Genomic DNA, 22,702 nt, shown 5'->3' with positions numbered 1-22,702 from the left:
CCGCTCGTATGTCGAACCGACAGACCTCACGCAGAGATCGCGCCAATGCCATCCGCGCCCTCAGTATGGATGCCGTCCAGAAAGCCAATTCCGGGCATCCCGGAGCCCCGATGGGTATGGCAGATATCGCGGAAGTCCTCTGGAACGACTATTTGTCATTTAACCCGCGCAATCCGCAATGGCTAAATCGCGACCGATTTGTATTGTCCAACGGTCACGGCTCGATGCTGATCTACTCACTGCTGCACCTGAGTGGTTTTGATCTGCCAATGTCGGAGTTGCAGAACTTCCGTCAGTTGCATTCCAAGACGCCGGGCCACCCTGAATACGGCTATACACCCGGTGTCGAAACAACGACCGGCCCGCTGGGCCAGGGGCTGGCCAATGCCGTAGGCATGGCGATTGCCGAGAAAACACTGGCTGCCCAATTCAACCGCCCTGAGCACGACATCATCGACCACTACACCTATGTTTTTGCTGGCGATGGCTGTCTGATGGAGGGTATCTCTCACGAAGTGTGCTCGCTGGCCGGCACGCTGGGTCTGGGCAAGCTGATTGCTTTCTATGATGACAATGGCATTTCTATCGACGGTGACGTTGACGGCTGGTTCACCGACGACACCACCAAACGCTTCGAATCCTACGGCTGGCAGGTGCTGGCGATTGACGGACATGACGCCGAACAGATCATCAAGGCGATTGAAGAGGCACGCGCCGATACACAGCGACCGACACTGATTCGTTGCAAGACAGTCATCGGCTTTGGTTCACCGGCAAAAGCTGGCACTGCCGGTGTGCACGGAGCCCCGCTGGGCCCTGACGAGGTCGCTGCCACGCGCAATGCACTGGGTTGGGAGTACCCGCCCTTTGAGGTGCCTCAGGCCATCCTTCAGGATTGGGACTGCCGTGAAAAGGGCTTCCAGGCTGAGACGCGCTGGAAAGAAAAACTGGTTCGTTATGAGGAGGCCTACCCTGATCTGGCAATGGAGCTGGTGCGTCGCCTTAAAGGACAACTGCCCGGGCACTTCGAGGAGCAGGCGCGCGAATTGGTTCAGCAGTGCCAGCAAAAAGGTGAAGGCCTGGCGACACGCAAGGCATCCCAAAACATGATCGCTGCGTTCAGCGAAATACTGCCCGAACTGCTTGGCGGTTCCGCAGACCTGGCAGGCTCCAACCTGACCATGTGGAAAGGCAGTGTACCGATCAGCGAACAAAACGATGGCAACTACATCTATTACGGTGTGCGTGAATTCGGCATGAGCGCCATCATGAACGGTATTGCATTACATGGCGGGTTCATTCCCTTCGGTGGCACCTTCCTGATCTTCATGGAATATGCGCGCAATGCCGTGCGCATGGGCGCCCTGATGAAGCAGCACGTCATCAACGTCTATACACATGACTCAATCGGTCAGGGCGAAGACGGTCCGACTCACCAGCCCATCGAACAGCTGACCAACCTGCGTACAACACCGAACATGTCGGTATGGCGCCCCAGTGACGCAGTAGAGACGGCGGTTGCCTGGACCCGTGCGCTGCAGCGAAATGATGGCCCGACATCTCTGGTGTTGTCCCGTCAGGGTCTGCCTCATCAGGAACGCAGCGCTGAGCAGGTTGATCTGATCTCTCGTGGCGCCTATGTGCTGGAAGACTGTGACGGTAGTCCGGAACTGATCGTGATCGCCACCGGCTCGGAAGTATCGGTAGCACGCGATGCTGTAAAAGAGCTGCAGGGATCTGGCGTGAAGGCACGCCTGGTATCGATGCCTTCGGCAGACGTATTCGACCAGCAGGATGCGGCTTACCGTGAACAGGTGCTGCCGAACGCAGTTCGCAAACGCCTGGCCGTCGAAGCCGGCGCTGTAGAGTACTGGTCCAGATACGTCGGCCTTGATGGCGAGGTGATAGGCATGACCACGTTTGGTGAATCGGCGCCGGGCGGTGTACTAATGAAGGAATTTGGATTTACAGCAGAGAATATCGTCAGCCGCGCACAAAAACTGTTGGCATGAAGGATCCGGGCGCACTATGACCAAGCCGTATCGACTGGCAATTAATGGTTATGGCCGCATAGGCCGTTGTGTGCTGCGTGCCATGTATGAACGTAACGATCTGCCCGAAATGCAGATCGTTGCGGTAAATGACCTGACAGATGCACGGACGCTGACGCACCTGACACGCTACGACAGTACTCACGGCCGATTTGTGGGTGACGTGGAACTTGTAGCGAACGACACCATGAATGTAAATGGTCAGAGCATCAAGGTCCTCTCGCATCCCGAGATCGGCACACTGCCCTGGCGCGAGCTTGACGTTGATCTGGTGCTGGAGTGCAGTGGCTGTTTCAGTGACAGAGCGACTGCCGCCCAGCACCTGCAGCAGGGTGCCGGCAGGCTGCTGTTTTCACAGCCAGCGCAAAGTGATGTTGATGCTACTGTCATTTACGGGATCAATCACGAGCAGCTGACGTCCGAGCACCGGATCATATCGGCGGCTTCCTGTACGACCAACTGTGTGGTACCGGTGATTCAGTGTCTCGACGAGGCTTTCGGTGTTGAATACGGTGTAATAACAACCATCCATTCTGCAATGAATGATCAGCCGGTCATCGATGCCTACCATCACCAGGACCTGCGCAAAACACGCAGCGCGGTGCAGTCAATCATTCCGGTTGATACAGAGATCGCCAAGGGTATCGGCCGAATTCTGCCGCATCTGGATGGTCGCTTCTCGGCGCAGGCCATGCGTGTGCCAACCGTTAATGTATCAGCCATTGATCTGACCGTTACCGTTTCGCGTCATGCCAGCATGCAACAGGTCAATGATGCCATTCGCAGCGCGTCGGGCCGTTCATTGCCCAATGTGTTGGCCTGCACGGACGAGCCACTGGCATCCTGTGATTTTAATCATGACCCAAGATCGGCTATTGTGGATCTGAGTCAGACACGGGTGAGCGGCGAACATCTGATAAAAGTGCTTGCCTGGTTTGACAACGAGTGGGCCTATGCCAATCGCATGCTTGATGTTGCCAACCTGATCAGGCTGCAGTCGCAGTGAAAAAAGCGATTGGATCCAATTGAACAAAGGAGCAGGATTTAAATGACATCATCAGCAAAAACCATTACACGGATGCACGAGCTGGACCTTGCCGGTAAACGCATACTGATCCGTGAAGATCTGAATGTTCCAGTCAAAAATGGTGTTGTGGGCAATGACACGCGTATCGTCGCGGCACTGCCAACTATTCGCCAGGCGCTGGATGCTGGCGCCAGGGTGATGGTGATGTCCCACCTGGGCCGCCCGGAAGAAGGAAAGCCCATTTCAGAACAAACTGAGTCTTCTATGGCGCCAGTAGCAGAGCACATGCAGAAGCTGCTGGGTGTGCCAGTGCGGCTGGTACAGGATTACCTGCAAAGTCCTTCTAGTGCGACACCAGATCAGGGTGAAGTTGTTCTTCTGGAAAATGTTCGGATCAATGTTGGCGAAGGTAAAAATAGCGACGATCTGGCCCAGGCCTATGCTGGCCTGTGCGATATTTTTGTCATGGATGCGTTTGGCACAGCGCACCGCGCGCAGGCAAGTACTCACGGCGTGGCACGTTTTGCCGGCAAGGCCTGTGCGGGCCCATTGCTCTCGGCCGAGTTGGACGCGCTCGACAAGGCCCTGAAGAGTCCGGAACGTCCCATGCTGGCCATTGTTGGTGGCGCCAAAGTGTCCAGCAAATTGCAGGTTCTCGAGAGCCTGGCGGAAAAAACAGATCAGCTGATCGTAGGTGGCGGTATCGCCAATACCTTCCTGTTGGCAGCAGGCTATCCAGTAGGCAAATCACTGGTGGAAACCGATCTGGTAGATACCGCTAAAGCCCTGATGCAAAAAACATCGATCCCTCTGCCGGTCGACGTGGTAGTAGCAAAATCATTCTCTGCGGATGCCGAGGGAACCATCAAGTCCGTCAGCGATGTTGCTGATGACGACATGATTCTGGACATCGGTCCGCAGACTGCACAGAAATTGGCATCTATCATTGGTGAGATGAAAACCATTATATGGAATGGTCCGGTTGGTGTGTTTGAGTTCGACACATTTGCCAATGGCACCAAGGCAATTGCCGAGGCCGTGGCGTCCAGCAAGGGATTCTCTATTGCTGGTGGTGGCGAGACCATTCAGGCCATCGACAAGTTCGGCATTACGGATCAGGTATCTTACATTTCCACCGGTGGTGGTGCATTCCTTGAGTTCGTTCAGGGTGATGTGCTGCCGGCGGTTGCTGTTCTGGAACACTAATTTACTAAAAACTTTTCAAGAGGAAGTTACTATGGCACTTATCAGTTTGCGGCAGTTGCTGGATCACGCTGCCGAACATGGTTACGGCGTGCCCGCATTCAACGTCAATAATCTGGAACAGGTTCGCGCCATTATGGAGGCAGCGAACGAAGTCCACAGCCCGGTCATTCTGCAGGCTTCGGCCGGTGCGCGAAAATATGCCGGTTCCAACTTCCTGCGTCACCTTATTCTGGCTGCCATCGAAGAGTTCCCTCATATCCCGATTGTCATGCACCAGGACCATGGTGTGTCACCCGCGGTGTGTCAGCGCTCCATCCAGCTTGGGTTCTCCTCAGTCATGATGGACGGCTCCCTGGGAACCGATGGCAAGACGCCAACTGACTATGACTACAACGTAAAAGTGACACGTACCGTAGTTGAAATGGCACATGCCTGTGGCGTGTCCGTAGAAGGCGAAATTGGCTGCCTGGGTTCGCTGGAAACGGGTATGGCAGGTGAAGAAGACGGCATCGGTGCGGAAGGCAAGCTGACCCACGATCAGATGCTGACTGACCCTGAAGAGGCTGCGCAATTCGTCAGCGATACAGGCGTGGATGCTCTGGCGATTGCTGTTGGCACCAGTCATGGTGCTTACAAATTCACACGTCCACCGACTGGCGACATCCTGGCCATTGAGCGTATCAAACAAATTCACGCCCGTATTCCCAACACACACCTGGTCATGCACGGCTCGTCATCGGTTCCACAAGAGTGGCTGGCCGTGATCAACGAATTTGGCGGTGAGATCCCGGAAACTTACGGTGTGCCGGTCGAAGAAATTCAGGAAGGCATCAAGCACGGTGTACGCAAGGTCAATATCGACACGGACCTGCGTCTGGCATCTACTGGTGCGGTGCGCAAGTTCCTGGCTGAGAACAAATCTGAGTTCGATCCACGTAAATTCCTGACACCGACTGTGAAAGCGATGAAGGGGATCGTAAAGGCGCGTCTGGAGGCGTTCGGGACGGCGGGGCAGATTGATCGGATTGGGAAGGTGTACAGTCTGGAGGAGATGGCTGGTAAGTACGGGCTCTGAGCCTTAGCGCTTCCGGCGCCGGGATCAGCGGGAAGGTCCTCCTCAAGTTTTCGTCGCTCCCTTTCCCGCTACTCCCGGCGCCTCGATTTAGCTGAGGCGCTGCTTGCCACCCTGTCCCCGGCGCCTCGATTGAGCTGTGTCACGCGGCGTCGGATTTTGGCCTAACCGCTTCCGGCACCGGATCAGCGGGAAAGTCCTCGTCAAGTTTTCCTCGCTCCTTTTCCCGCTACTCCGATGCCTCGATTGAGCTGTGTCACGCGACGCCTCTAATGGATGGTGTCACGCGGCTCCCGCGCCATCATGCCAGCTGGGTATAAAGGGCGTAGAGGCGGCCTATGGCGTCCTGGGCGATCAGGAAGCCGGCTATGCCGAGTGTCCAGCCGAGGGCGGATTCGGCGTTGCGGCTGATCCACTGATCGACCTTGATCAGCGTGCTCTGGATCTGATCGTGGAGGGCCTGACGCAGTAACAGCAGGACAATCGCCGGCAGTATCATGATCAGGCAGTAGATGGGCATCAGTATCAAAAGCTGGAAACGGCTCAGGTCGGCGGCTGTCATCATGGCGATGGCGCCCAGGTAGGGAAGCATTGTTGCGACCTCTGCCAGTGCCGCCAGCAATGCCAGGCTAATTAATACCCGGGTAGATGTGGAGGCCTGGTGTGTTCGCTGTTTCCAGCGTTCAACCCGTTCTGCAGCACCGGGTTTGCTGCTGTCAAAGCGGAAACTGATCCAGAACAGCCCAGCGCCTACCAGCAGCTGCAAACCAGACAGGGCGGCATCGAGAATGCCGGGTTGCGTTTGCGCGTCTGAGCCGGTCTGTGACGGTTCTGCGGCGAGCAGCCAGTCGGCACCCAGTGCCAGCGTCAGTCCGACAACCAGGTAAAAGCCCCCAATCGTCAGCAGATAAATGAGCAATCGTGAGCCATCAATCTGACGATGGTCCAGTAGCAGCCAGATTGGAATTAACAGGGTACCGATGCTGGTGCTGTCGATCAGCGCCAGTCCTGCCAACACGACAATCAGTTCGATGCTCAACGCCTGTGCTCCTGTGTGGATAGCGTCGAATTTCCTGGGTTGAACGGCTAGTCTGATCGCGAGTACCAGACTGGCGGTTCTGATTTATGCCGGATGGATTACCACAGTACGCGGCAGCGAATCGTGCCGGTGATGCCTACGAGTTTGTCCATGGCGATCTCGCTGTGTTCGCGATCGATATCCATCACCACATAACCAATCTTGTCATTAGTCTGCAGATACTGCGAACGGATGTTGATTCCCGCAGCGGAAAACACTGAGTTGATCTGGGAAAGAACACCTGGCACGTTTTCATGAATGTGCAACAGTCTGTGCATGTCCGGATGCGACGGCAGGGCCACTTCCGGGAAGTTGACTGAGGTCTGGGTCGAACCGTTGTCGCTGTAGCGAATCAGTTTCTCAGAAACTTCCAGGCCGATGTTCTCCTGCGCTTCCATGGTGCTGCCGCCAATATGCGGGGTCAGAATGCAGTTGTCGAACTTGCGCAGCGGCGATACAAACTCTTCTTCGTTTGAGCGAGGCTCTACCGGGAATACATCAATGGCGGCGCCAGCCAGATGGCCAGATTCCAGAGCGTCATGCAGTGCGTCGATATCTACAACGGTGCCACGTGAGGCGTTGATCAGGATGCTGCCCTTTTTCATCCAGCTGAGCTGCTCGGCACCAATCATGTTGGCTGTCTGTGCGGTTTCAGGAACGTGAAGGCTGATGACGTCGCAGGTTTCCATCAGCTCTTTGAGGCTGCTTACCTGAACGGCATTGCCCAGCGGGAGCTTGGTGATGATGTCATACAGGTAGACTTTCATGCCCATTGATTCGGCAAGCACGCTTAGTTGTGAGCCGATGTTGCCATAACCAATCAACCCAAGTTTTTTACCGCGAGTTTCATAAGAGCCGGTCGCCACTTTCTGCCAGTCGCCACGGTGGGCCAATGCGTTCTTCTCAGGAATGCCACGCAGCAGAAGAATAGTTTGGCCAATGACGAGTTCGGCAACACTTCGGGTATTGGAATAAGGTGCATTGAATACTGGTACGCCCTTGATCAGTGCTGCTGTCAGGTCGACCTGGTTGGTGCCGATGCAGAAACAGCCAACCGCCTGAAGCTTGGATGCCGCTTCGAACACACGAGCGGTGAGCTGGGTGCGCGAGCGAATACCAATAAAGTGCACGTCTTTAACTTTCTCGACCAGATCATCTTCCGACAATGAGGTTTTCAGATACTCAATGTTGGTGTAGCCGGCCTCGTGCAGGGTTTTGACAGCACTTTGGTGGACCCCTTCCAGCAGCAGGAAGCGGATTTTACTTTTGTCCAGTGAGGTTGGTTTCATAACAATGCGGTTTCTCGTCTGTGGGAGGCGCCAGTTTCAGGCGCGCTATGTTACCATAAACGCCCTCGGTAACATAAACGCTCTCTTCAGATCGAAACTTCCTGACAAGGTAACTTTAGCAATGAGCTTGATGCAGCAGACTCTCGCCGCCTCACTGGCAGAAATCGTGGGCCCGGACCGGGTAAAGATTGATAATGAATCGCTTCAGCTTTACGGCAGAGACTGGACCAAGGCTTATGAACCCGCGCCAGCAGCCATCGTTTTTCCTGGTTCCATAGATGAAGTACAGGCGCTGGTCCGACTCGCCAACAAGCAGAAGTTTGCCATCGTTCCCTCCGGCGGACGCACCGGACTGAGTGGCGGCGCAGTCGCCACCAATGGTGAAGTCGTGGTTGCTTTCGATCGTATGAACAAGATCCTGGATTTCAGTCCGGTCGACAGACAGGTCGTCTGTCAGCCCGGCGTGATCACAGAACAGTTGCAACAGTTTGCTGAAGAGAATGGCCTGTTTTATCCAGTGGACTTTGCGTCATCCGGTTCCAGTCAGATTGGTGGCAATGTCGGTACCAACGCCGGTGGTATCAAGGTCATTCGCTATGGGCTGACGCGCGACTGGGTGATGGGCATGAAAGTGGTCACCGGAACAGGTGAATTGCTGGAGCTTAATCACGGGCTGGTCAAAAATGCGACCGGCTACGATCTGCGTCATCTGTTTATCGGCTCGGAAGGCACCCTGGGTCTGATCGTTGAATTGACGATGGCGCTGGCCACCCCGCCCTGTGATCCGACCGTACTGGTGCTCGCGGTAGAAGAAATGGAAGATGCCATGCACGTGCTGCAGGCATTCCGTGCCAAAGTTGACATTACGGCGTTCGAGTTTTTCTCCGAAAAGGCGTTGAAGCATGTCATGGCCGAGAAAGGTCTGCCGCGTCCGTTCGAAACCGAAGGTAACTTCTATGCGCTGATTGAGTTTGAGAACACCAGCGAGGCTGTCATGGATACCGCCATGAGTGTATTTGAACACTGCATGGAGCAGGGCTGGGTGCTCGATGGCACGATGAGTCAGAATACCGGCCAGGCCGCCAATCTGTGGCGTCTGCGCGAGGACATCTCAGAAACAATATCGCGATTTACGCCATATAAAAACGACATCTCCGTGCAGGTGTCCAAAGTGCCGTCATTTCTCAAGGATGTCGATGCAATTGTAAACTCACGATACCCTGATTTTGAGATTATCTGGTTCGGTCACATTGGTGACGGTAATGTTCACCTGAACATTCTCAAGCCTGAGGATCTGGATAAGACGGCTTTTTTCCAGCAGTGTGGCGATGTCAGTCACAGTATTTTTGAGACGGTAAAAAAGTATGGTGGCAGTGTGTCGGCCGAACACGGCGTGGGCCTGCTCAAGAAGCCTTATCTGCAGTACAGCCGCAGTGAGGGCGAGGTGGCATTCATGAAAGGCATCAAGAAACTGTTTGACCCGGCTAACATCATGAATCCGGGCAAGATATTCGACTAGAGACGAGTATTGAGAGCAATTTCACAGTTTTCGCCCTTTTTCGCTCGAAACTGTATTCCCAGCGACAAAATTAGGCGGTACACTGCTTTGAGGAGTCGGTGTTGACTCCAGCAGTTGCCACAGTTGTCAACTGTGTTAATAAATAATGGGAAGTGTCTGAATCCGCTTCAGCCGAGTCCCTTGGAAATAGCAAGAGAGCAATATGTCACAGCAAGTAGAAGGTACCGTTAAGTGGTTCAATGATGAAAAAGGCTTCGGCTTCATTGAACAGGAAGGTGGGAAGGACGTATTCGTCCATTTTAGTGCCATTAACGGTACTGGAAGAAGAACGCTGCATGAAGGCCAGAAAGTCACTATGGAAGTGACTCAAGGTCAGAAAGGCCCCCAGGCGGAGAACGTCACTCCTCTGTAATACAAAGAACGCAGGGCGTCAAAACCCTGCGTTTTTTTATTCCCGGCATCGCGTCGGGGCGGCCCTACCAGGACAACTACCAAGGCTTTTAATTGGCGGTTAAGGTTCTGATGCCCTCTTTTGTGCCCAGAATCAGCTTGTCTGCGGGTCGCACAGCAAACAGACCATTGGTTACCACACCGGTGATCTGGTTGAGCTGTTCCTCAAGTTTCCTCGGTTCCATGATATCCATATGATGGATATCGATGATGATATTGCCGTTGTCTGTCACGAAACCTTCCCGATAGACCGGATCCCCGCCCAGTTTGACGATCTGGCGACCGACATGACTGCGCGCCATGGGGATGACTTCTACCGGCAATGGAAACGTACCAAGCACATCCACCAGTTTGCTGCCGTCAGCAATACAGACAAACTCTTTGGCGACAGCGGCGATAATTTTCTCTCGAGTCAAAGCGCCGCCGCCGCCCTTGATCAGGTGAAGATATTTGTTAGCCTCGTCGGCACCATCAACATAGATAGTGACCTCTGGCGCGGCGTTCAGGTCCATCACTTCAATGTTATGGGCCTTTAATCGGCGCGCTGTTTCTTCAGAGCTGGCAACCGTGGCGCGAATGTCGTCGCCGAATTCCGCCAGGTAATCGATAAAGTAATTGGCTGTAGAACCGGTTCCAACACCAATTACAGTGTGGTCGTCCAGTCGCTGATTCACGTAATCGGCGGCCGCCTTGGCCACCGCTTTCTTTAATTCGTTTTGATCCATAGGGCGGCGCTCTTTTGGAGTTTTGTGTGATGAAGGATATGATTGCGGGCAATCATAGCGCTCGCACTCCCATTTTCCAAATTCATGACGGCAGTGGGTGACCTGACTGGGCAGGTCGCGCGGCAATGATTCGAACTTCCCCAGGTAGGACACTAGCATGGAAAAATACGTTAAAGACATCCTCTCCGCGCGCGTTTACGACGTCGCCATAGAAAGCCCGGTGCATGAAGCAGCGTCTTTGTCCAAACGACTGCAGAACCGCATCATGCTAAAACGAGAGGACATGCAACCCGTATTCAGCTTCAAGTTGCGCGGTGCCTTCAACCGGATGTCACAATTGAGCGAGGAGGCTGCGGCACGCGGTGTAATCGCTGCCAGCGCCGGTAACCACGCGCAGGGGATTGCACTGGCTGGCGCTTCGCTGGGCATTAAAACCATCATTGTCATGCCAGTGACCACACCTGCCATCAAAATTAACGCCGTGCGCAGCCGCGGTGGCGACGTTCTGCTGCACGGTGATACCTACAACGATGCCGCCGACTACGCCATGAAACTGGTGCAGAAGCATGGTTATACCTTTGTTCACGCCTTTGACGACAAGGCCGTCATTGCTGGTCAGGGTACCGTCGGTGTGGAAATCCTGCGGCAGCACAGCGGTCCGCTGGACGCCGTGTTTGTACCTGTCGGTGGCGGCGGACTGATGGCAGGCATGGCTGCCTATATCAAATACATTCGGCCGGATATCCGCATGATAGCGGTTGAAGCAGAGGACTCTGCCTGTCTGAAGGCCGCCATGGCCGCAGGCCGTCGTGTCAAACTCTCGCAGGTTGGCCTGTTTGCAGATGGTGTGGCCGTGAATCAGGTCGGCAAGAACACATTTGGCATTCTGCGCCAGTGTGTTGATGAAGTTATCACCGTCAATACCGACGAGATCTGTGCGGCCATCAAGGACATCTTTGATGATACGCGCACCGTCACTGAGCCTGCAGGGGCTTTGGGTATCGCCGGCATCAAAAAGTACGTGCAGCAGCATCAGGTAAACGGGCAGACCCTGATGGCTGTCGTGACGGGCGCTAATGTTAATTTCGATCGTCTGCGGCATATCGCTGAGCGCGCAGAGCTGGGTGAGTCGCGCGAAGCCGTGCTGGCCGTCACCATCAATGAACGGCCCGGCAGTTTTAGAGAGTTCTCGAAAATTCTGGGGCGACGCAATATCACCGAGTTCAACTATCGTTACGGCGACTCTCATGCGGCACAGATTTTTGTCGGTATTGAAGTCGCCGACGGCGAATCCGGTCGCCAGGCACTGCTTGAGGAGTTGTCAGAACGTGGACTTAAGGCCCATGACATGACCACCAACGAAGCGGCCAAGGTGCATATCCGCCATATGGTCGGCGGGCGCAGCCATCAGGTAGCCAACGAGCGCGTTATTCGCTTTGAATTTCCTGAGCGGCCCGGAGCGCTGATGAAGTTCCTCGATTTGCTCGGCGGGCGCTGGAACATCTCCATGTTCCACTACAGGAACCACGGAGCTGCCTACGGCCGGGTGATGGCGGGAATTCAAGTACCGCCTTCCGATGACAAAGCCTTTCTGCAATTTCTGCGGGAGATCAATTACCCCTGGCAGGACGAAACGCAGAATATTGCCTATCGCATGTTCCTGGGCAGCCCCTGACAGCCGAGTGCCCCGAATTTATACCTGTTCGGCAGGCATTGCGCCGTTGCCTGGATCGGCTGACGCAGATGCTGCGCCAGCCGGCTGAAGGCTGTTAACCCAGGTAAGAGCAGCAGTAGTCGGTCACACTCAATACTTTGATGTCAAAGGCTGAATTGGCAGGTACTTCAAAGCTGTCGCCAGCCCCTACTTTGCGCCACAGATCTTCGCCTGGCAGCAGCACTTCTACTTCGCCCGCCTGAATCTCCATGATTTCTTTTTTCTCAGTGCCGAAGCGGTAGTCGCCCGGCATCATAATGCCCAGAGTCTTAATATCGCCATTGGCGAATTCAACAATGCGGCTGGTCACATTGCCGTCGAAGTAGATATTGGCGGCCTTGACCACAGTTACATTCTCAAATTTGCTCATCATTAATGTTCCATTGATGTTGGGAAAACGGCTGTTAAGCCAGTAAAAGTGCTTATCGATCAGTTCTATACGGTGCCCAGCGGCTGGCCCATTCGGACAGTCAGGTCTGGATCCATATCCTTTGCGAAGCTCGCCATGCCAGGTCCAAAAACCGCGATCACGGTAGAACCCAGTTTGAAACGACCCACCTCGGCGCCGCGAGCCAGCATGACAGGCGGGCTGTGTTCGGTGTACGAGGTACGCAGCAGGCCATGTCGGGCCGGCGCTGCCTGCCCGGCCCAGACGGTATCGATGCCTGCAACAATCATTGCACCGACCAGCACCAGCGCCATCGGTCCATGGTCAGTGTCAAATACACACACCAGACGTTCATTGCGGGCGAACAGCCGATCGACGCCTTCCGCGGTGACTTTGTTGACTGAGAAAAGACGCCCCGGCACGTAAACAGTTTCACGCAATACGCCCGCCAGGGGCATATGAAAACGGTGATAGTCGCGTGGTGCCAGGTAGATTGTTGCAAACGATCCGTCCTGGAATTGCTCTGCCAGGGCAGCGTCACCACCCAGTAAGGCCTGTAGCGAGAAATGGCGCCCTTTTGCCTGCAGGAGCTGGTCGTGCTCGATGGCACCGAATTGACTCAGCTGCCCGTCGGCTGGACTGACGATGAGACGCTCGTCCGCAGGCAAAGGCCGGGCGTCAGCCTTGAGCGCTCTGGTAAAAAAAGCATTGAAGCAATCAAAAGCCAGGGGATCGGATTGCTCGGCCTCGCTCATATCAATCTGATAGCGATGAGAGAACCAGCGAATAAAGGTGTTTTTGACGGGTGCCCAGCGACATGCGGCCAGTTTGCCAACCAGGCGCGAAATCAGATGCTGAGGCACGAGGTGCTGCAACCATATAAACAAAGTGTCTTTCATAGCGTCCATACTGCCAGATCGTCGGTCGCATCCAAAGGGCGGTAAAGCTTAATGGAATGTGATCGAGTTTGCATCATTGGCTGTAGAAATTAATGATTTCGCGCCAGCGTCCGATGTAATAGAAGCGAGCCGATTGCTTTGATCCCGTGAGGAGTCCGTACAGGTCATGTTGTTTATAATTGGAGTGGTGGTTGTCTGCGCCAGTGTTGCCGGCGGTTATATCATGCATGGTGGCGTACTGGGTGTGCTGTGGCAGCCATCGGAGTTCATCATTATTCTGGGGGCCGCGTTCGGTGCCTTCCTGATCGCCAACAGTATGCACCTGGTGAAAGAGACCGGCAAACGCCTGCCACGTGCGATTCTCGGGCAGGCAGTCAACGACAAGGTCTATCTGGATCTGTTAAGCCTGCTTTTCGATGTATTCAACAAAGCAAGACGCGAAGGCATGATGTCTATCGAGGGCGACATCGAGTCGCCGGCTGAAAGCGGCATTTTTACGCAATACCCCAGCATCCTCAAAGACAAGCGCGTCATCGAGTTTCTTGCTGACAACCTGCGCATCATGACCACCAGTAACATGGCCCCGCACGAAATCGAAGCCATGATTGATACTGAAATCGAGACCCAGATGCATGAGCTCAGTGAGCCCGCACATGCAATGCACCGGATTGCGGATGGCCTGCCAGGCTTTGGCATCGTGGCCGCGATTCTCGGTATCGTGATCACCATGCAGAAACTGGGCGGCCCGCCAGAGGCGCTGGGCGCCAGTGTAGCGGCGGCTCTGGTGGGAACCTTCGTCGGTATCTTCGTGGCCTATGGGTTTATTGGGCCGATGAGTAACCGCCTGCAGGAAGTGGCGGATGCCGAGATCAAGATGTTTGAGTGCATAAAAGCTGCAATTGTGGCCACCTCCAATGGCCTGCCGCCGCAACTTGCCGTCGAATTTGCACGTAAAACGCTGTACTCGGGTGATCGCCCCAGCTTCTTCGAACTGGAAGAGCATATCCGCAGCCGTTGATCATTTGGATATCAGGTAAGAATTTTGGAAAAGTCCGAACAGACAATAGTCATCAAGCGTGTCAAGAAAGGCGGCGGAGGTCATCACGGTGGCTCCTGGAAGATCGCGTTTGCTGACTTCGCACTGGCACTGATGGCCTTTTTCCTGGTGTTGTGGCTGATCGAAAGTACCACTGACCTTGAGAAGATGGTCATTGCCGGCTACTTCTCCGACCCACGCAGTCTGGCAAGCACTGGTGACGGCGGTACGCCCTACGTGCTGGATATGGGTGGCACACCGCTAATGTTGCCAAACCAGGGCACGAATCCAGCCGTTGTCCGCGACGACGAAGAACCCTACGTCGAGGCTTCCAATGAGCTGGAAAATCTGGAGATGATCGAGATGGCGCGTCTGCGCCAGGTCGAAATGCTGGAAAGCCTAAAAGGTCAGGTTGAAAATCTGGTGGCCGGTAATCAGGCGTTTGAATGGTTCGATGAATCGGCGACAGTGGAAGTGACCGAAGATGGCTTGAGTATTCAGATCGTTGATCGTGAGAACCGGCCCCTGTTTGCGCTGGGCTCGAGTGAGATGATGCCCTACGCCAGGCAGGTGCTGTGGTCGATGGCAGGTATTCTCGATGAAGTTCCCAACAAGATCAGTATCTATGGGCACACAGACAGCGTGCCCTTTGGTGATAATGGTGGTCAATACACCAACTGGGAGCTGTCGTCTGATAGAGCCAATTCGGCGCGCCGGGCGCTGGTTGAGGGTGGACTCGAATACGAGCGCTTTGCCCAGATCATTGGTATGGGGTCGTCACTGCCTTTATACGATGATGCTCCCGAGGATCCCGCCAACCGCCGTATCGTGATCATGGTATTGAATGAGCTGGCCGAACAGCGCATTCAGGACGGCACGCGTGACTCAGAGCTTAACGGTGTCGCGCCGCCGGATGAGGTGCTGCCTGATGGCGATGCGCCGGAAATTTTCTGATAGATCTGTCTGATAACCCCACGCCGGGAGGGGCTCAACGCTCTTCCCGCAAACTTTCCAGCACCTGATGATAGCTGGCCAGTCGCGCTTCGCTGACCTGCCCGGCATCGACAGCTGCCAGTAGCGCACAGCCTGGCTCGTGAACATGCAGGCAGTCCCGGAATCGACACAGCTCAATGTGTGGACGGAACTCAACATATCCATAAGCCAGAGAATGAGGCTCAATATGCCAGAGCCCGAATTCCCGAATGCCTGGTGAATCGATGAGATCACCGCTGCCTGGAAGATGGTAGAGTCGCGTTGCGGTGGTGGTGTGTGTGCCTTTCTCGTGCCCGACAGACAATTCGCCGACCTCGGCCAGATTGTCAGATTCTTCGCCTCGCAGGGCATTAATCAAGGATGATTTGCCCACGCCGGACTGCCCGACGAACACAACAGTGTGCTCGGACAGTCGTTGCCGCAGAGCTTCCATATCCGATTCGCGACGTGAGGACACCAGCTGGGTTGGATAGCCAATCTGCTGATAGTGTGCCAGCAGGGCCGAGACATTTGCTGAGGTACCGGATGACTCCAGCAGATCCGATTTATTCAGCAGTATCAGCGGCTGCAGGTCCAGGTGTTCAATGGCCACCAGGTATCGATCGATCAGATTGCCGAAGGGTTCCGGGACCGGTGCAATGACAACAACGACGCAGTCGACGTTGGCGGCGATGGCCCGCAGTTCGCCCCGATTGTTGGGGCGGCTCATGGCGCTGTGACGCGGAAGCTGGGCCAGTATGACGCCACCACCCTCCCCGTCCGACTGCCAGACCACCTGGTCACCCGTCACCAGCGGTGGCAGATTCGCCCGCTGGAAGCAGCGCACTACTTGACCTTGCTGGTCTCCATCGCTCGCTTCTACATCAAGCTGCTGTCCATAGTGGCAGACCACCAGTCCGTGGCATTCTTCGCCTGTCATACTTGGCTCGGCGTCACGGCTGGCTGTTTTGCCGCGGCGCGATTGTTGAGCGTCGATACGGCGGCGTTGCTGATGATTAAGGCGTCGTTTGGTCATGGACTGGCATTCTATTACAATGGCTGCGCGGTGAAACCTGTCCTCTCCAAAATACATGGAATACTCTCATGCCTGACACACCAAGCAAGACATCGATAGACAAAACCAAGACACTGATCTGGATCGACATGGAGATGACAGGTCTGGAGCCAGATACAGACCGGATCATTGAAGTGGCGACGCTGGTTACCGACAGTGATCTCAACGTGCTGGCTGAAGGGCCGGTAATTGCCGTCCATCAGAGCGAGGAAGCACTGGCCGCCATGGATGAGTGGAATCAGCGGACGCATGGTGGCTCCGGGTTGGTGGAACGTGTGCGCAAAAGCACGATTGATGATGCCGAGGCCGAAAGGCAGACAATAGAGTTTCTGAGTCAGTACGCTGATCCGCGCAGCTCGCCGATGTGCGGCAACAGTGTGCATCAGGATCGGCGTTTCATGGTGCGTTACATGCCAGCGCTGGAGGCCTTCTTTCACTACCGGAATCTGGATGTCAGCACAGTAAAAGAGCTGGCGCGGCGCTGGCGCCCCGAGCTCCCTGGCGGCTTCAGCAAGGCGACAACGCACCAGGCGCTGGATGATATCCGCGAGTCAGTCGATGAATTGCGTTACTACCGCGAACATTTCTTCAAGCTGTAACGCCGTGCTGGCGTAAAGCCCACTCAACATGCTCGCGCACCAGCGCCGATGGATGCTGGGCGCGCGACTGCAGGGCATCAATAATCTTCTGGCTGGTCGGTGCGTTACCCAGGCCCACGGCCAGATTGCGCAGCCAGCCCTCGTAACCAGTGCGCCGGATCGCGGATCCGGTGGTACGTTCCAGGAACTCAGCTTCGGTCCAACGGAACAGCTCGCTAAGCTCACTGCTGTCCAGTCCATGACGTGGCCTGAAGTCGGACTCCTCACTCAAGCGGCTAAACTTGTTCCAGGGACACACAATCTGGCAGTCGTCGCAGCCAAACACCCGATTACCCATCAGTGGCCGCAGTTCTTCAGGAATCGCGCCCTTCAGCTCAATGGTCAAATAGGAAATGCAGCGACGTGCATCAAGCTGATAGGGTCCGACGAAGGCCCTGGTCGGACACAGGTCAAGGCATGCGGTACAGCTGCCACAGTGGGCACTGACTGGCTCGTCTATGGGCAGTGGCAGATCGGTGAAGAGCTCGCCCAGGAAAAAAAACGAGCCCGCCTGCCTGTTCAGCAACATGGTGTTTTTGCCGATCCAGCCCAGGCCACCTTTTTCGGCCAGCGCCCGCTCCAGCACGGGTGCGCTATCCACAAAAGCTCTGTATCCAAACTCGCCGACCTCACCGCTGATTTTCTCGGCCAGCTGCTGCAGTCGTTTGCGCAACAGTTTGTGGTAGTCCCGTCCGCGCGCATAACGCGAGATGTAAGCCATGCGCCCATCACGCATCGGAGTGAGTGTTTGCTCTTTGTCAAAGCTATAATCCATGCGCACTGACAAAACACGTATGGTGTTCGGATGGAGCTGGTCGGGGGCCAGGCGCAGGTCCTTGTGACGTTCCATGTAGTCCATTTCGCCATGGAAGTTGCGTGCCAGCCAGGACTCCAGGTGGGGCCGGTAGGCAGCCAGGTCGATGTCTGAGACCGCCAGTTGCTGAAACCCCAGCTCGGCCGCCCACTGCCGGATCTGGGACAGGAGCAGGCGGGATTGTTCTGACGATATCATCGGTTTATAGCTGATTGAGAATCTCGGCTGCCTGCTGCAAGGTCGCGTCGTCTTTGCAGAAGCAAAACCGGATGATGCGAGAGTCGGGTGCCTGCGCGTAGAACGGCGAAAGCGGAATTGTCGCGACGCCTTTCTCCTGACACAGCCAGCGGACAAATTCCATGTCGGGCACATCGCTGATGGCGCTGTAATCCACACACTGAAAATAGGTGCCCGCCGATGGCGTAAAGCGGAATCTCGATGACTCAATCAGCTTACTGAAAGTGTCACGTTTGCCCTGGTAGAATGCCGGCAGCTCCAGGTGATGTTCAGCGTGATCACGCATGAAATCCGCAATCGCAAACTGTATGAAGCTGGTGGATGTAAAGGTCACGAACTGGTGTACTTTACGGAACTCCGCGCTCAAAGCTGCAGGTGCAACGCAGTAGGCAGCCTTCCAGCCAGTGGCGTGATAGGTCTTGCCAAAGGAGAACACCGCAAAACTTTTTTCGCGCAGTTCAGTGTGACGCAGCACGCTTTCATGCTGCTGGCCGTCGAACACCATGTGCTCATAGACTTCGTCGGACAGAACCAGAATGCCGTGCCCGCGAATGACGTCGGCAAGCTCGTCGAGGTCAGCACGCGTCAGAATCGAGCCACTGGGATTGTGTGGTGAATTGATAATGATCAGCCGGGTGCGCGGGTTGATTGATTCGCGCAGTCTCTGCCAGTCGATCCGCCAGTCTGGCTGAGTCAGGGGAATGTGCACTGGAACGCCGCCAGCCAGGCGCACCGCCGGGTCATAGGAATCATAGGCCGGGTCAAACATGATGACTTCATCATCGCGCTGAACCGTCGCCTGAATGGCATCAAACAGGGCCTCTGTGGCGCCAGAGGTAACCGTGATCTCATGATCTGCATCGGCCGGATAGCCGTATAGATCGTTGACTTTCAGTGCTATCTGCTCGCGCAGCTGGGCGACACCGGTCATGGGCGCATACTGGTTGCAGCGATGATTGAGATAATATGCAACGCGCTCACGCAAGGCCTCCGGGCAGTCAAAGTCCGGGAAGCCCTGTGACAGGTTGATGGCCTGATACTGCTGTGCCATCCTCGTCATTACGGTAAAGATGGTGGTGCCTACGTCGGGAAGTTTGCTGCGCAATGGATCGCCCTCATGTCACTGAAGCTCGAAGTCTACACGAATTCGCCTTTCAAGAAATTGCCATAAGGATACAACGGATGACTCAGGCCTTTGCCCAGACCAAGTCTGCAAAAAGAACTCCTCAGCTTGCCGATAGTGAAATGAATGAACAGTCTGCGGCGCCGCAACAGGAACCCGCATGGGCTGACGGCCGGGCGTTCAGCCTGCCCTTGGTCAATGTGTCTGGCGGTCGTCAGGCGCTTCGGGCCTACTTTGAGAACACCTGGCGCCTGACCGAGACCCTGTTCTCTGCGCTGGTCAGCGATGAGGCCTACTTTGAGCGCCCGTATCACAAGACGCGCCATCCACTGATCTTTTATTACGTTCATCCGGTGAGCTTCTACATCAATAAACTGCTGGTAGCAGGATTGATTGATGAACCCGTCAACAAGCATTTTGAGGCCCTGTTTGAAACCGGCGTCGATGAGATGAGCTGGGATGACCTGCATGACGGAGAGCAGGATGTCTGGCCGACTGTCGCCGAGGCGCGTGAATACCGGCAACAGGTTTATGCCGTTGTCAGTCATCTGATAGAGACGCATCCGGCGTTTGACAAGCCATGTACGCAGGACAGCCCGGGCTGGGCTCTGGTCATGTGTTTTGAGCACGAGCGAATCCACCTGGAGACCTCATCAGTGCTGATGCGTGAATTGCCGCTGAAATTTTTGCGCCAGCCAGATCAGTGGCCACCCCTGCCGACCAGTGCTGACCAGTCACAGCGATTTGTCAGACCGGTTGCCGGCCTGCACTATCCGATGGATAACCCGATGCTGGAAGTGGAGGCAAAAACGGTCGCTCTGGGCAAGCCCGCAGATTGGCCTACCTTTGGCTGGGACAATGAATACGGTGCCGAGCAACACAAAGTTGATGCCTTCAGAGCCAGTAAACGCCTGATCAGTAACGGCGAGTTCTATGAATTTGTGGCCTCGGGCGCCTACCTGGAGCAGCGCTACTGGAGTGAGGCCGGTTGGCAATGGCGCCGATTCCGCAATACCCGCTGGCCCACATTCTGGGTTCAGGACGGCCCGGTAGGTTCTCATCAATACCGTTTGCGAACGATATTCAACGAAATCCCGATGCAGTGGGACTGGCCCGCCATCGTTAATTTCTATGAAGCCAAAGCTTACTGCAACTGGCGCACTGAACAGGACGGCGCTACATCGCCTTACCGGCTCCTTCACGAGAAAGAGCACGTGGCAATGCGCGACGCATCGCAGCGAGGTCTGAGCAACTGGAAGGCTGGCGAAGAAAATCGCCTGCAGGTCGACCCGGTCATGTCAGCAAAAGGGGTTGCCCGCCTCAACCTCAATCTGACGCAGGGCAGCGAGGCTTCCGTTGAGAGCTTTGCCGCCAATGCGTCGGGCTTTCACGATGTGTTTGGCAATGTCTGGCAGTGGTGTGAGGATACCTTCCACCCGCTACAGGGCTTCAAGATTCATCCGTACTACGTGGATTTCAGCACGCCCTGTTTTGATGATGAACATCAGATGATTCTCGGCGGCTCATTCATCAGTACGGGCGATGAAGCCAGTGTCTGGGCCCGTTTTCATTTCCGTCCACACTTCTTCCAGCATGCTGGATTCCGGATGGTGCAGGGTGAGCAGGCCGGGCTTGGCGGGGGGCAGCGCTACGAGACAGATGCGCTGGTCAATCAATATCTCCTGTTCCACTGGGGTTCGGAAGCAGAGCAACGAGACACCGGCATAAGTCAGAACATTGGTCATCCATCTGTACCGCCGTTCATGACTACCATGGCAAAACTGGTTGCTGAATACGCATCCAGCCACGGCAGCGTGCTGGATCTGGGCTGTGCAGTCGGCCGCGCCAGTGTGGAATTGTCCCGTCATTTCCAGCGTGTCGTCGGGCTTGATTACAGTGAGGCGTTCATCAGAACCGCCAAAGATCTGCTAGAGCAGGGGTCACTACGTTATCAACGGCACGAGAGCGGTCGCCATTGGACCGAGCTGCTGGCGACTGTCCCGGACGACGTGGATCGATCACGGATTCAGTTTGTGCAGGGTGATGCCAGTGATCTGGATGCTGCCGGTCTGGGCCAGCCAGGACAGTTTGATGCCGTGTTGCTGAGCAATCTGCTCTGCCGCCTGCCCGACCCGGCGGCGTGCCTTGAACAGTTTGTTGGTGATCACTCACTGGTGGCCGAGAATGGCATTCTGGTGTTGGCGTCGCCAAATTCATGGCTGGAGCAGTACACGCATCCGGAGGACTTCCTTGATGCACCGGACAGTGAATCAGCGCTCGAGAAGCTCGGTGGCCTGCTTTCCGAATATGAGCTGCTCCACCAGCAGGATCTGCCCTTCATGATTCGCGAACACCGACGCAAGTACGAGTATGTCGTCAGTCAGGTGTCTATATGGCGGCGCAGGCCCGGGCACCGATCCTGATGCATTCAAGGCGCTTCTGAAAATCGAAGATATGGGCGCTGAACATGATCTCGTTAACGCCCGTGCGTTTGATGAAGGCAGCGATGCCTTCACGCACCTGCTCGGGGTCGCCGACGACGGCCTCGCGCAGCGCGTGACCGGCTGCCGCCAGCTCAGCCTCGCTGAAATGTCTGTCGATATTCTCGACTGGCGGTTTCAGAGGGCCTGGCGTACCGCGTCGCAGGGCAATGAACTGTTGCTGTACAGAACTCATCAAGTGGCGGGCCTGCTCTTCGGTGGCTGCCGCGTATAGCGGAACCGCTGCCATACAGTAAGGTTCAGCCAGCTGTTCTGAAGGTCTGAAGCGGCTTCGGTACAGCTCTAGAGCCTGCATCAGGTGATCCGGTGCAAAATGTGATGCAAACGCAAACGGCAGCCCCAGAGCGGCGGCCAGTTGCGCACTGAACAGGCTTGAGCCCAACAGCCATAAAGGAACCTCCAGCCCCTCACCCGGGATCGCCCTGACTGCCTGATCCGGTTGGGCGGCTCTGAAGTAATGCTGCAGCTCCTGCACGTCCCTGGGAAACTGATCAACACTGTCGTGATAGCGGCGCAGGGCCTGCATCGTCAGCGAATCCGTGCCGGGCGCGCGTCCCAGTCCCAGGTCGATGCGGCCAGGGTACAGACTGGCCAGCGTACCAAACTGTTCAGCGACCATCAGTGGTGCGTGATTGGGCAGCATGATACCGCCTGAGCCAACCCTGATTCTGCTCGTTCCTTCCGCAACATAGCCAAGCGCCACCGCGGTAGCCGCGCTGGCAATGCCGGTCATATTGTGATGCTCTGCCATCCAGAAACGGCGATAGCCACAACTCTCTGCCTCCTGAGCCAGTGACCTCGCATTGAGCAGAGCCTGGCGTGCGCTGCTGCCCTGTACGATGGGCGCAAGATCAAGCAATGAGTATGCAGTCATTCCGGTCTCCTCTG

At 55.6% G+C, this 22,702-nt stretch carries 20 protein-coding genes; 11 read left to right on the top strand and 9 right to left on the bottom strand.

The window, feature by feature from the left end:
- The first annotated feature begins 8 nt into the window (after nucleotides 1-8).
- The 4 genes from tkt to fba are packed head-to-tail and all read left to right on the top strand — an operon-like array spanning nucleotide 9 to nucleotide 5,359.
- Nucleotides 9-2,012 (top strand): transketolase, encoded by a 2,004-nt coding sequence (tkt, locus tag QGM61_RS10140; RefSeq protein WP_281132872.1) that lies wholly within the window; start codon nucleotides 9-11, stop codon nucleotides 2,010-2,012.
- A gap of 16 nt (nucleotides 2,013-2,028) precedes the next feature.
- A complete protein-coding gene (gene gap / locus QGM61_RS10135; protein WP_281132871.1) occupies nucleotides 2,029-3,057 on the top strand; it encodes a type I glyceraldehyde-3-phosphate dehydrogenase in 1,029 nt (342 codons plus the stop codon).
- 42 nt (nucleotides 3,058-3,099) lie between these two features.
- On the top strand, nucleotides 3,100-4,284 hold the full coding sequence (locus QGM61_RS10130; protein WP_281132870.1) for a phosphoglycerate kinase: 1,185 nt from the start codon (nucleotides 3,100-3,102) through the stop codon (nucleotides 4,282-4,284).
- Between the two features lie 31 nt (nucleotides 4,285-4,315).
- Entirely contained in the window at nucleotides 4,316-5,359 is a 1,044-nt protein-coding gene (gene fba / locus QGM61_RS10125) for a class II fructose-bisphosphate aldolase (RefSeq protein ID WP_237132467.1), read from the top strand.
- Between the two features lie 298 nt (nucleotides 5,360-5,657).
- Here the strand turns inward: fba and QGM61_RS10120 are convergent, their stop codons facing one another.
- Nucleotides 5,658-6,395 (bottom strand): GAP family protein, encoded by a 738-nt coding sequence (locus QGM61_RS10120; protein WP_281132869.1) that lies wholly within the window; start codon nucleotides 6,393-6,395, stop codon nucleotides 5,658-5,660.
- 98 nt (nucleotides 6,396-6,493) lie between these two features.
- Nucleotides 6,494-7,723 (bottom strand): phosphoglycerate dehydrogenase, encoded by a 1,230-nt coding sequence (serA, locus tag QGM61_RS10115; RefSeq protein ID WP_237132465.1) that lies wholly within the window; start codon nucleotides 7,721-7,723, stop codon nucleotides 6,494-6,496.
- 127 nt (nucleotides 7,724-7,850) lie between these two features.
- On the opposite strand from serA, the gene QGM61_RS10110 reads away from it, so the two are divergent.
- Nucleotides 7,851-9,242 (top strand): FAD-binding oxidoreductase, encoded by a 1,392-nt coding sequence (locus QGM61_RS10110; protein WP_411268764.1) that lies wholly within the window; start codon nucleotides 7,851-7,853, stop codon nucleotides 9,240-9,242.
- A 202-nt stretch (nucleotides 9,243-9,444) separates the two neighbouring features.
- Nucleotides 9,445-9,654, top strand: a complete 210-nt coding sequence (locus QGM61_RS10105; RefSeq protein ID WP_237132464.1) for a cold-shock protein — start codon at nucleotides 9,445-9,447, stop codon at nucleotides 9,652-9,654.
- 88 nt (nucleotides 9,655-9,742) lie between these two features.
- Here the strand turns inward: QGM61_RS10105 and rpiA are convergent, their stop codons facing one another.
- Nucleotides 9,743-10,417, bottom strand: coding sequence for a ribose-5-phosphate isomerase RpiA (gene rpiA, locus QGM61_RS10100; RefSeq protein ID WP_281132868.1), 675 nt, complete (start codon nucleotides 10,415-10,417; stop codon nucleotides 9,743-9,745).
- Between the two features lie 157 nt (nucleotides 10,418-10,574).
- Here rpiA and ilvA point away from each other — a divergent pair, with 157 nt between their 5' ends.
- Entirely contained in the window at nucleotides 10,575-12,092 is a 1,518-nt protein-coding gene (gene ilvA / locus QGM61_RS10095) for a threonine ammonia-lyase, biosynthetic (protein WP_281132867.1), read from the top strand.
- A gap of 94 nt (nucleotides 12,093-12,186) precedes the next feature.
- Here ilvA and QGM61_RS10090 read toward each other — a convergent pair whose 3' ends face one another.
- Nucleotides 12,187-12,504, bottom strand: a complete 318-nt coding sequence (locus tag QGM61_RS10090) for a pyrimidine/purine nucleoside phosphorylase (protein WP_317622178.1) — start codon at nucleotides 12,502-12,504, stop codon at nucleotides 12,187-12,189.
- A 62-nt stretch (nucleotides 12,505-12,566) separates the two neighbouring features.
- The gene (gene asd, locus QGM61_RS10085) at nucleotides 12,567-13,418 is read right to left on the bottom strand and encodes an archaetidylserine decarboxylase (protein WP_237132461.1); all 852 of its coding nucleotides are present in this window, start codon (nucleotides 13,416-13,418) and stop codon (nucleotides 12,567-12,569) included.
- A gap of 166 nt (nucleotides 13,419-13,584) precedes the next feature.
- Between asd and motA the strand changes: the two genes are divergently transcribed.
- Entirely contained in the window at nucleotides 13,585-14,436 is an 852-nt protein-coding gene (gene motA, locus QGM61_RS10080) for a flagellar motor stator protein MotA (protein ID WP_237132460.1), read from the top strand.
- Nucleotides 14,437-14,460: 24 nt separating this feature from the next.
- Nucleotides 14,461-15,408, top strand: coding sequence for a flagellar motor protein MotB (gene motB, locus QGM61_RS10075; RefSeq protein ID WP_237132459.1), 948 nt, complete (start codon nucleotides 14,461-14,463; stop codon nucleotides 15,406-15,408).
- 34 nt (nucleotides 15,409-15,442) lie between these two features.
- Here motB and rsgA read toward each other — a convergent pair whose 3' ends face one another.
- The gene (rsgA, locus tag QGM61_RS10070; RefSeq protein WP_281132866.1) at nucleotides 15,443-16,462 is read right to left on the bottom strand and encodes a small ribosomal subunit biogenesis GTPase RsgA; all 1,020 of its coding nucleotides are present in this window, start codon (nucleotides 16,460-16,462) and stop codon (nucleotides 15,443-15,445) included.
- 95 nt (nucleotides 16,463-16,557) lie between these two features.
- On the opposite strand from rsgA, the gene orn reads away from it, so the two are divergent.
- Nucleotides 16,558-17,100 carry an oligoribonuclease gene (orn, locus tag QGM61_RS10065; RefSeq protein ID WP_411268262.1) on the top strand — a complete coding sequence of 181 codons (543 nt, stop codon included), beginning with the start codon at nucleotides 16,558-16,560 and terminating at the stop codon, nucleotides 17,098-17,100.
- On the opposite strand, the gene queG is transcribed toward orn, so the two are convergent.
- Together queG and QGM61_RS10055 are read right to left on the bottom strand one after the other, a co-directional pair.
- Nucleotides 17,090-18,151, bottom strand: coding sequence for a tRNA epoxyqueuosine(34) reductase QueG (queG, locus tag QGM61_RS10060; RefSeq protein WP_281132865.1), 1,062 nt, complete (start codon nucleotides 18,149-18,151; stop codon nucleotides 17,090-17,092). The two genes, orn and queG, sit on opposite strands and share 11 nt — an antisense overlap.
- A 4-nt stretch (nucleotides 18,152-18,155) precedes the next feature.
- Complete coding sequence (locus QGM61_RS10055; protein ID WP_272907153.1) at nucleotides 18,156-19,295, bottom strand: pyridoxal phosphate-dependent aminotransferase; 1,140 nt, start codon at nucleotides 19,293-19,295, stop codon at nucleotides 18,156-18,158.
- Between the two features lie 77 nt (nucleotides 19,296-19,372).
- On the opposite strand from QGM61_RS10055, the gene ovoA reads away from it, so the two are divergent.
- The gene (gene ovoA / locus QGM61_RS10050) at nucleotides 19,373-21,736 is read left to right on the top strand and encodes a 5-histidylcysteine sulfoxide synthase (RefSeq protein WP_281132864.1); all 2,364 of its coding nucleotides are present in this window, start codon (nucleotides 19,373-19,375) and stop codon (nucleotides 21,734-21,736) included.
- Here the strand turns inward: ovoA and QGM61_RS10045 are convergent.
- Nucleotides 21,702-22,688, bottom strand: a complete 987-nt coding sequence (locus QGM61_RS10045; protein ID WP_237132454.1) for an LLM class flavin-dependent oxidoreductase — start codon at nucleotides 22,686-22,688, stop codon at nucleotides 21,702-21,704. The two genes, ovoA and QGM61_RS10045, sit on opposite strands and share 35 nt — an antisense overlap.
- Nucleotides 22,689-22,702: the final 14 nt, after the last annotated feature.

This window comes from Pseudohongiella sp. SYSU M77423 (assembly GCF_029911965.1).
Classification (GTDB): domain Bacteria; phylum Pseudomonadota; class Gammaproteobacteria; order Pseudomonadales; family Pseudohongiellaceae; genus Pseudohongiella.
The sequence above is the reverse complement of the archived record's forward strand: the minus strand, read 5'-3'. Positions and strand labels throughout refer to the sequence as shown.

Coding starts and splice junctions, on each gene's coding strand:
- QGM61_RS10130 (WP_281132870.1), top strand. CDS start 3,100: ATGACATCATCAGCAAAAACCATTACACGGATGCACGAGCTGGACCTT.
- queG (WP_281132865.1), bottom strand. CDS start 18,151: ATGATATCGTCAGAACAATCCCGCCTGCTCCTGTCCCAGATCCGGCAG.
- ilvA (WP_281132867.1), top strand. CDS start 10,575: ATGGAAAAATACGTTAAAGACATCCTCTCCGCGCGCGTTTACGACGTC.
- serA (WP_237132465.1), bottom strand. CDS start 7,723: ATGAAACCAACCTCACTGGACAAAAGTAAAATCCGCTTCCTGCTGCTG.
- gap (WP_281132871.1), top strand. CDS start 2,029: ATGACCAAGCCGTATCGACTGGCAATTAATGGTTATGGCCGCATAGGC.
- asd (WP_237132461.1), bottom strand. CDS start 13,418: ATGAAAGACACTTTGTTTATATGGTTGCAGCACCTCGTGCCTCAGCAT.
- QGM61_RS10045 (WP_237132454.1), bottom strand. CDS start 22,688: ATGACTGCATACTCATTGCTTGATCTTGCGCCCATCGTACAGGGCAGC.
- motA (WP_237132460.1), top strand. CDS start 13,585: ATGTTGTTTATAATTGGAGTGGTGGTTGTCTGCGCCAGTGTTGCCGGC.
- tkt (WP_281132872.1), top strand. CDS start 9: ATGTCGAACCGACAGACCTCACGCAGAGATCGCGCCAATGCCATCCGC.
- fba (WP_237132467.1), top strand. CDS start 4,316: ATGGCACTTATCAGTTTGCGGCAGTTGCTGGATCACGCTGCCGAACAT.
- QGM61_RS10090 (WP_317622178.1), bottom strand. CDS start 12,504: ATGATGAGCAAATTTGAGAATGTAACTGTGGTCAAGGCCGCCAATATC.
- QGM61_RS10105 (WP_237132464.1), top strand. CDS start 9,445: ATGTCACAGCAAGTAGAAGGTACCGTTAAGTGGTTCAATGATGAAAAA.
- ovoA (WP_281132864.1), top strand. CDS start 19,373: ATGACTCAGGCCTTTGCCCAGACCAAGTCTGCAAAAAGAACTCCTCAG.
- rpiA (WP_281132868.1), bottom strand. CDS start 10,417: ATGGATCAAAACGAATTAAAGAAAGCGGTGGCCAAGGCGGCCGCCGAT.
- rsgA (WP_281132866.1), bottom strand. CDS start 16,462: ATGACCAAACGACGCCTTAATCATCAGCAACGCCGCCGTATCGACGCT.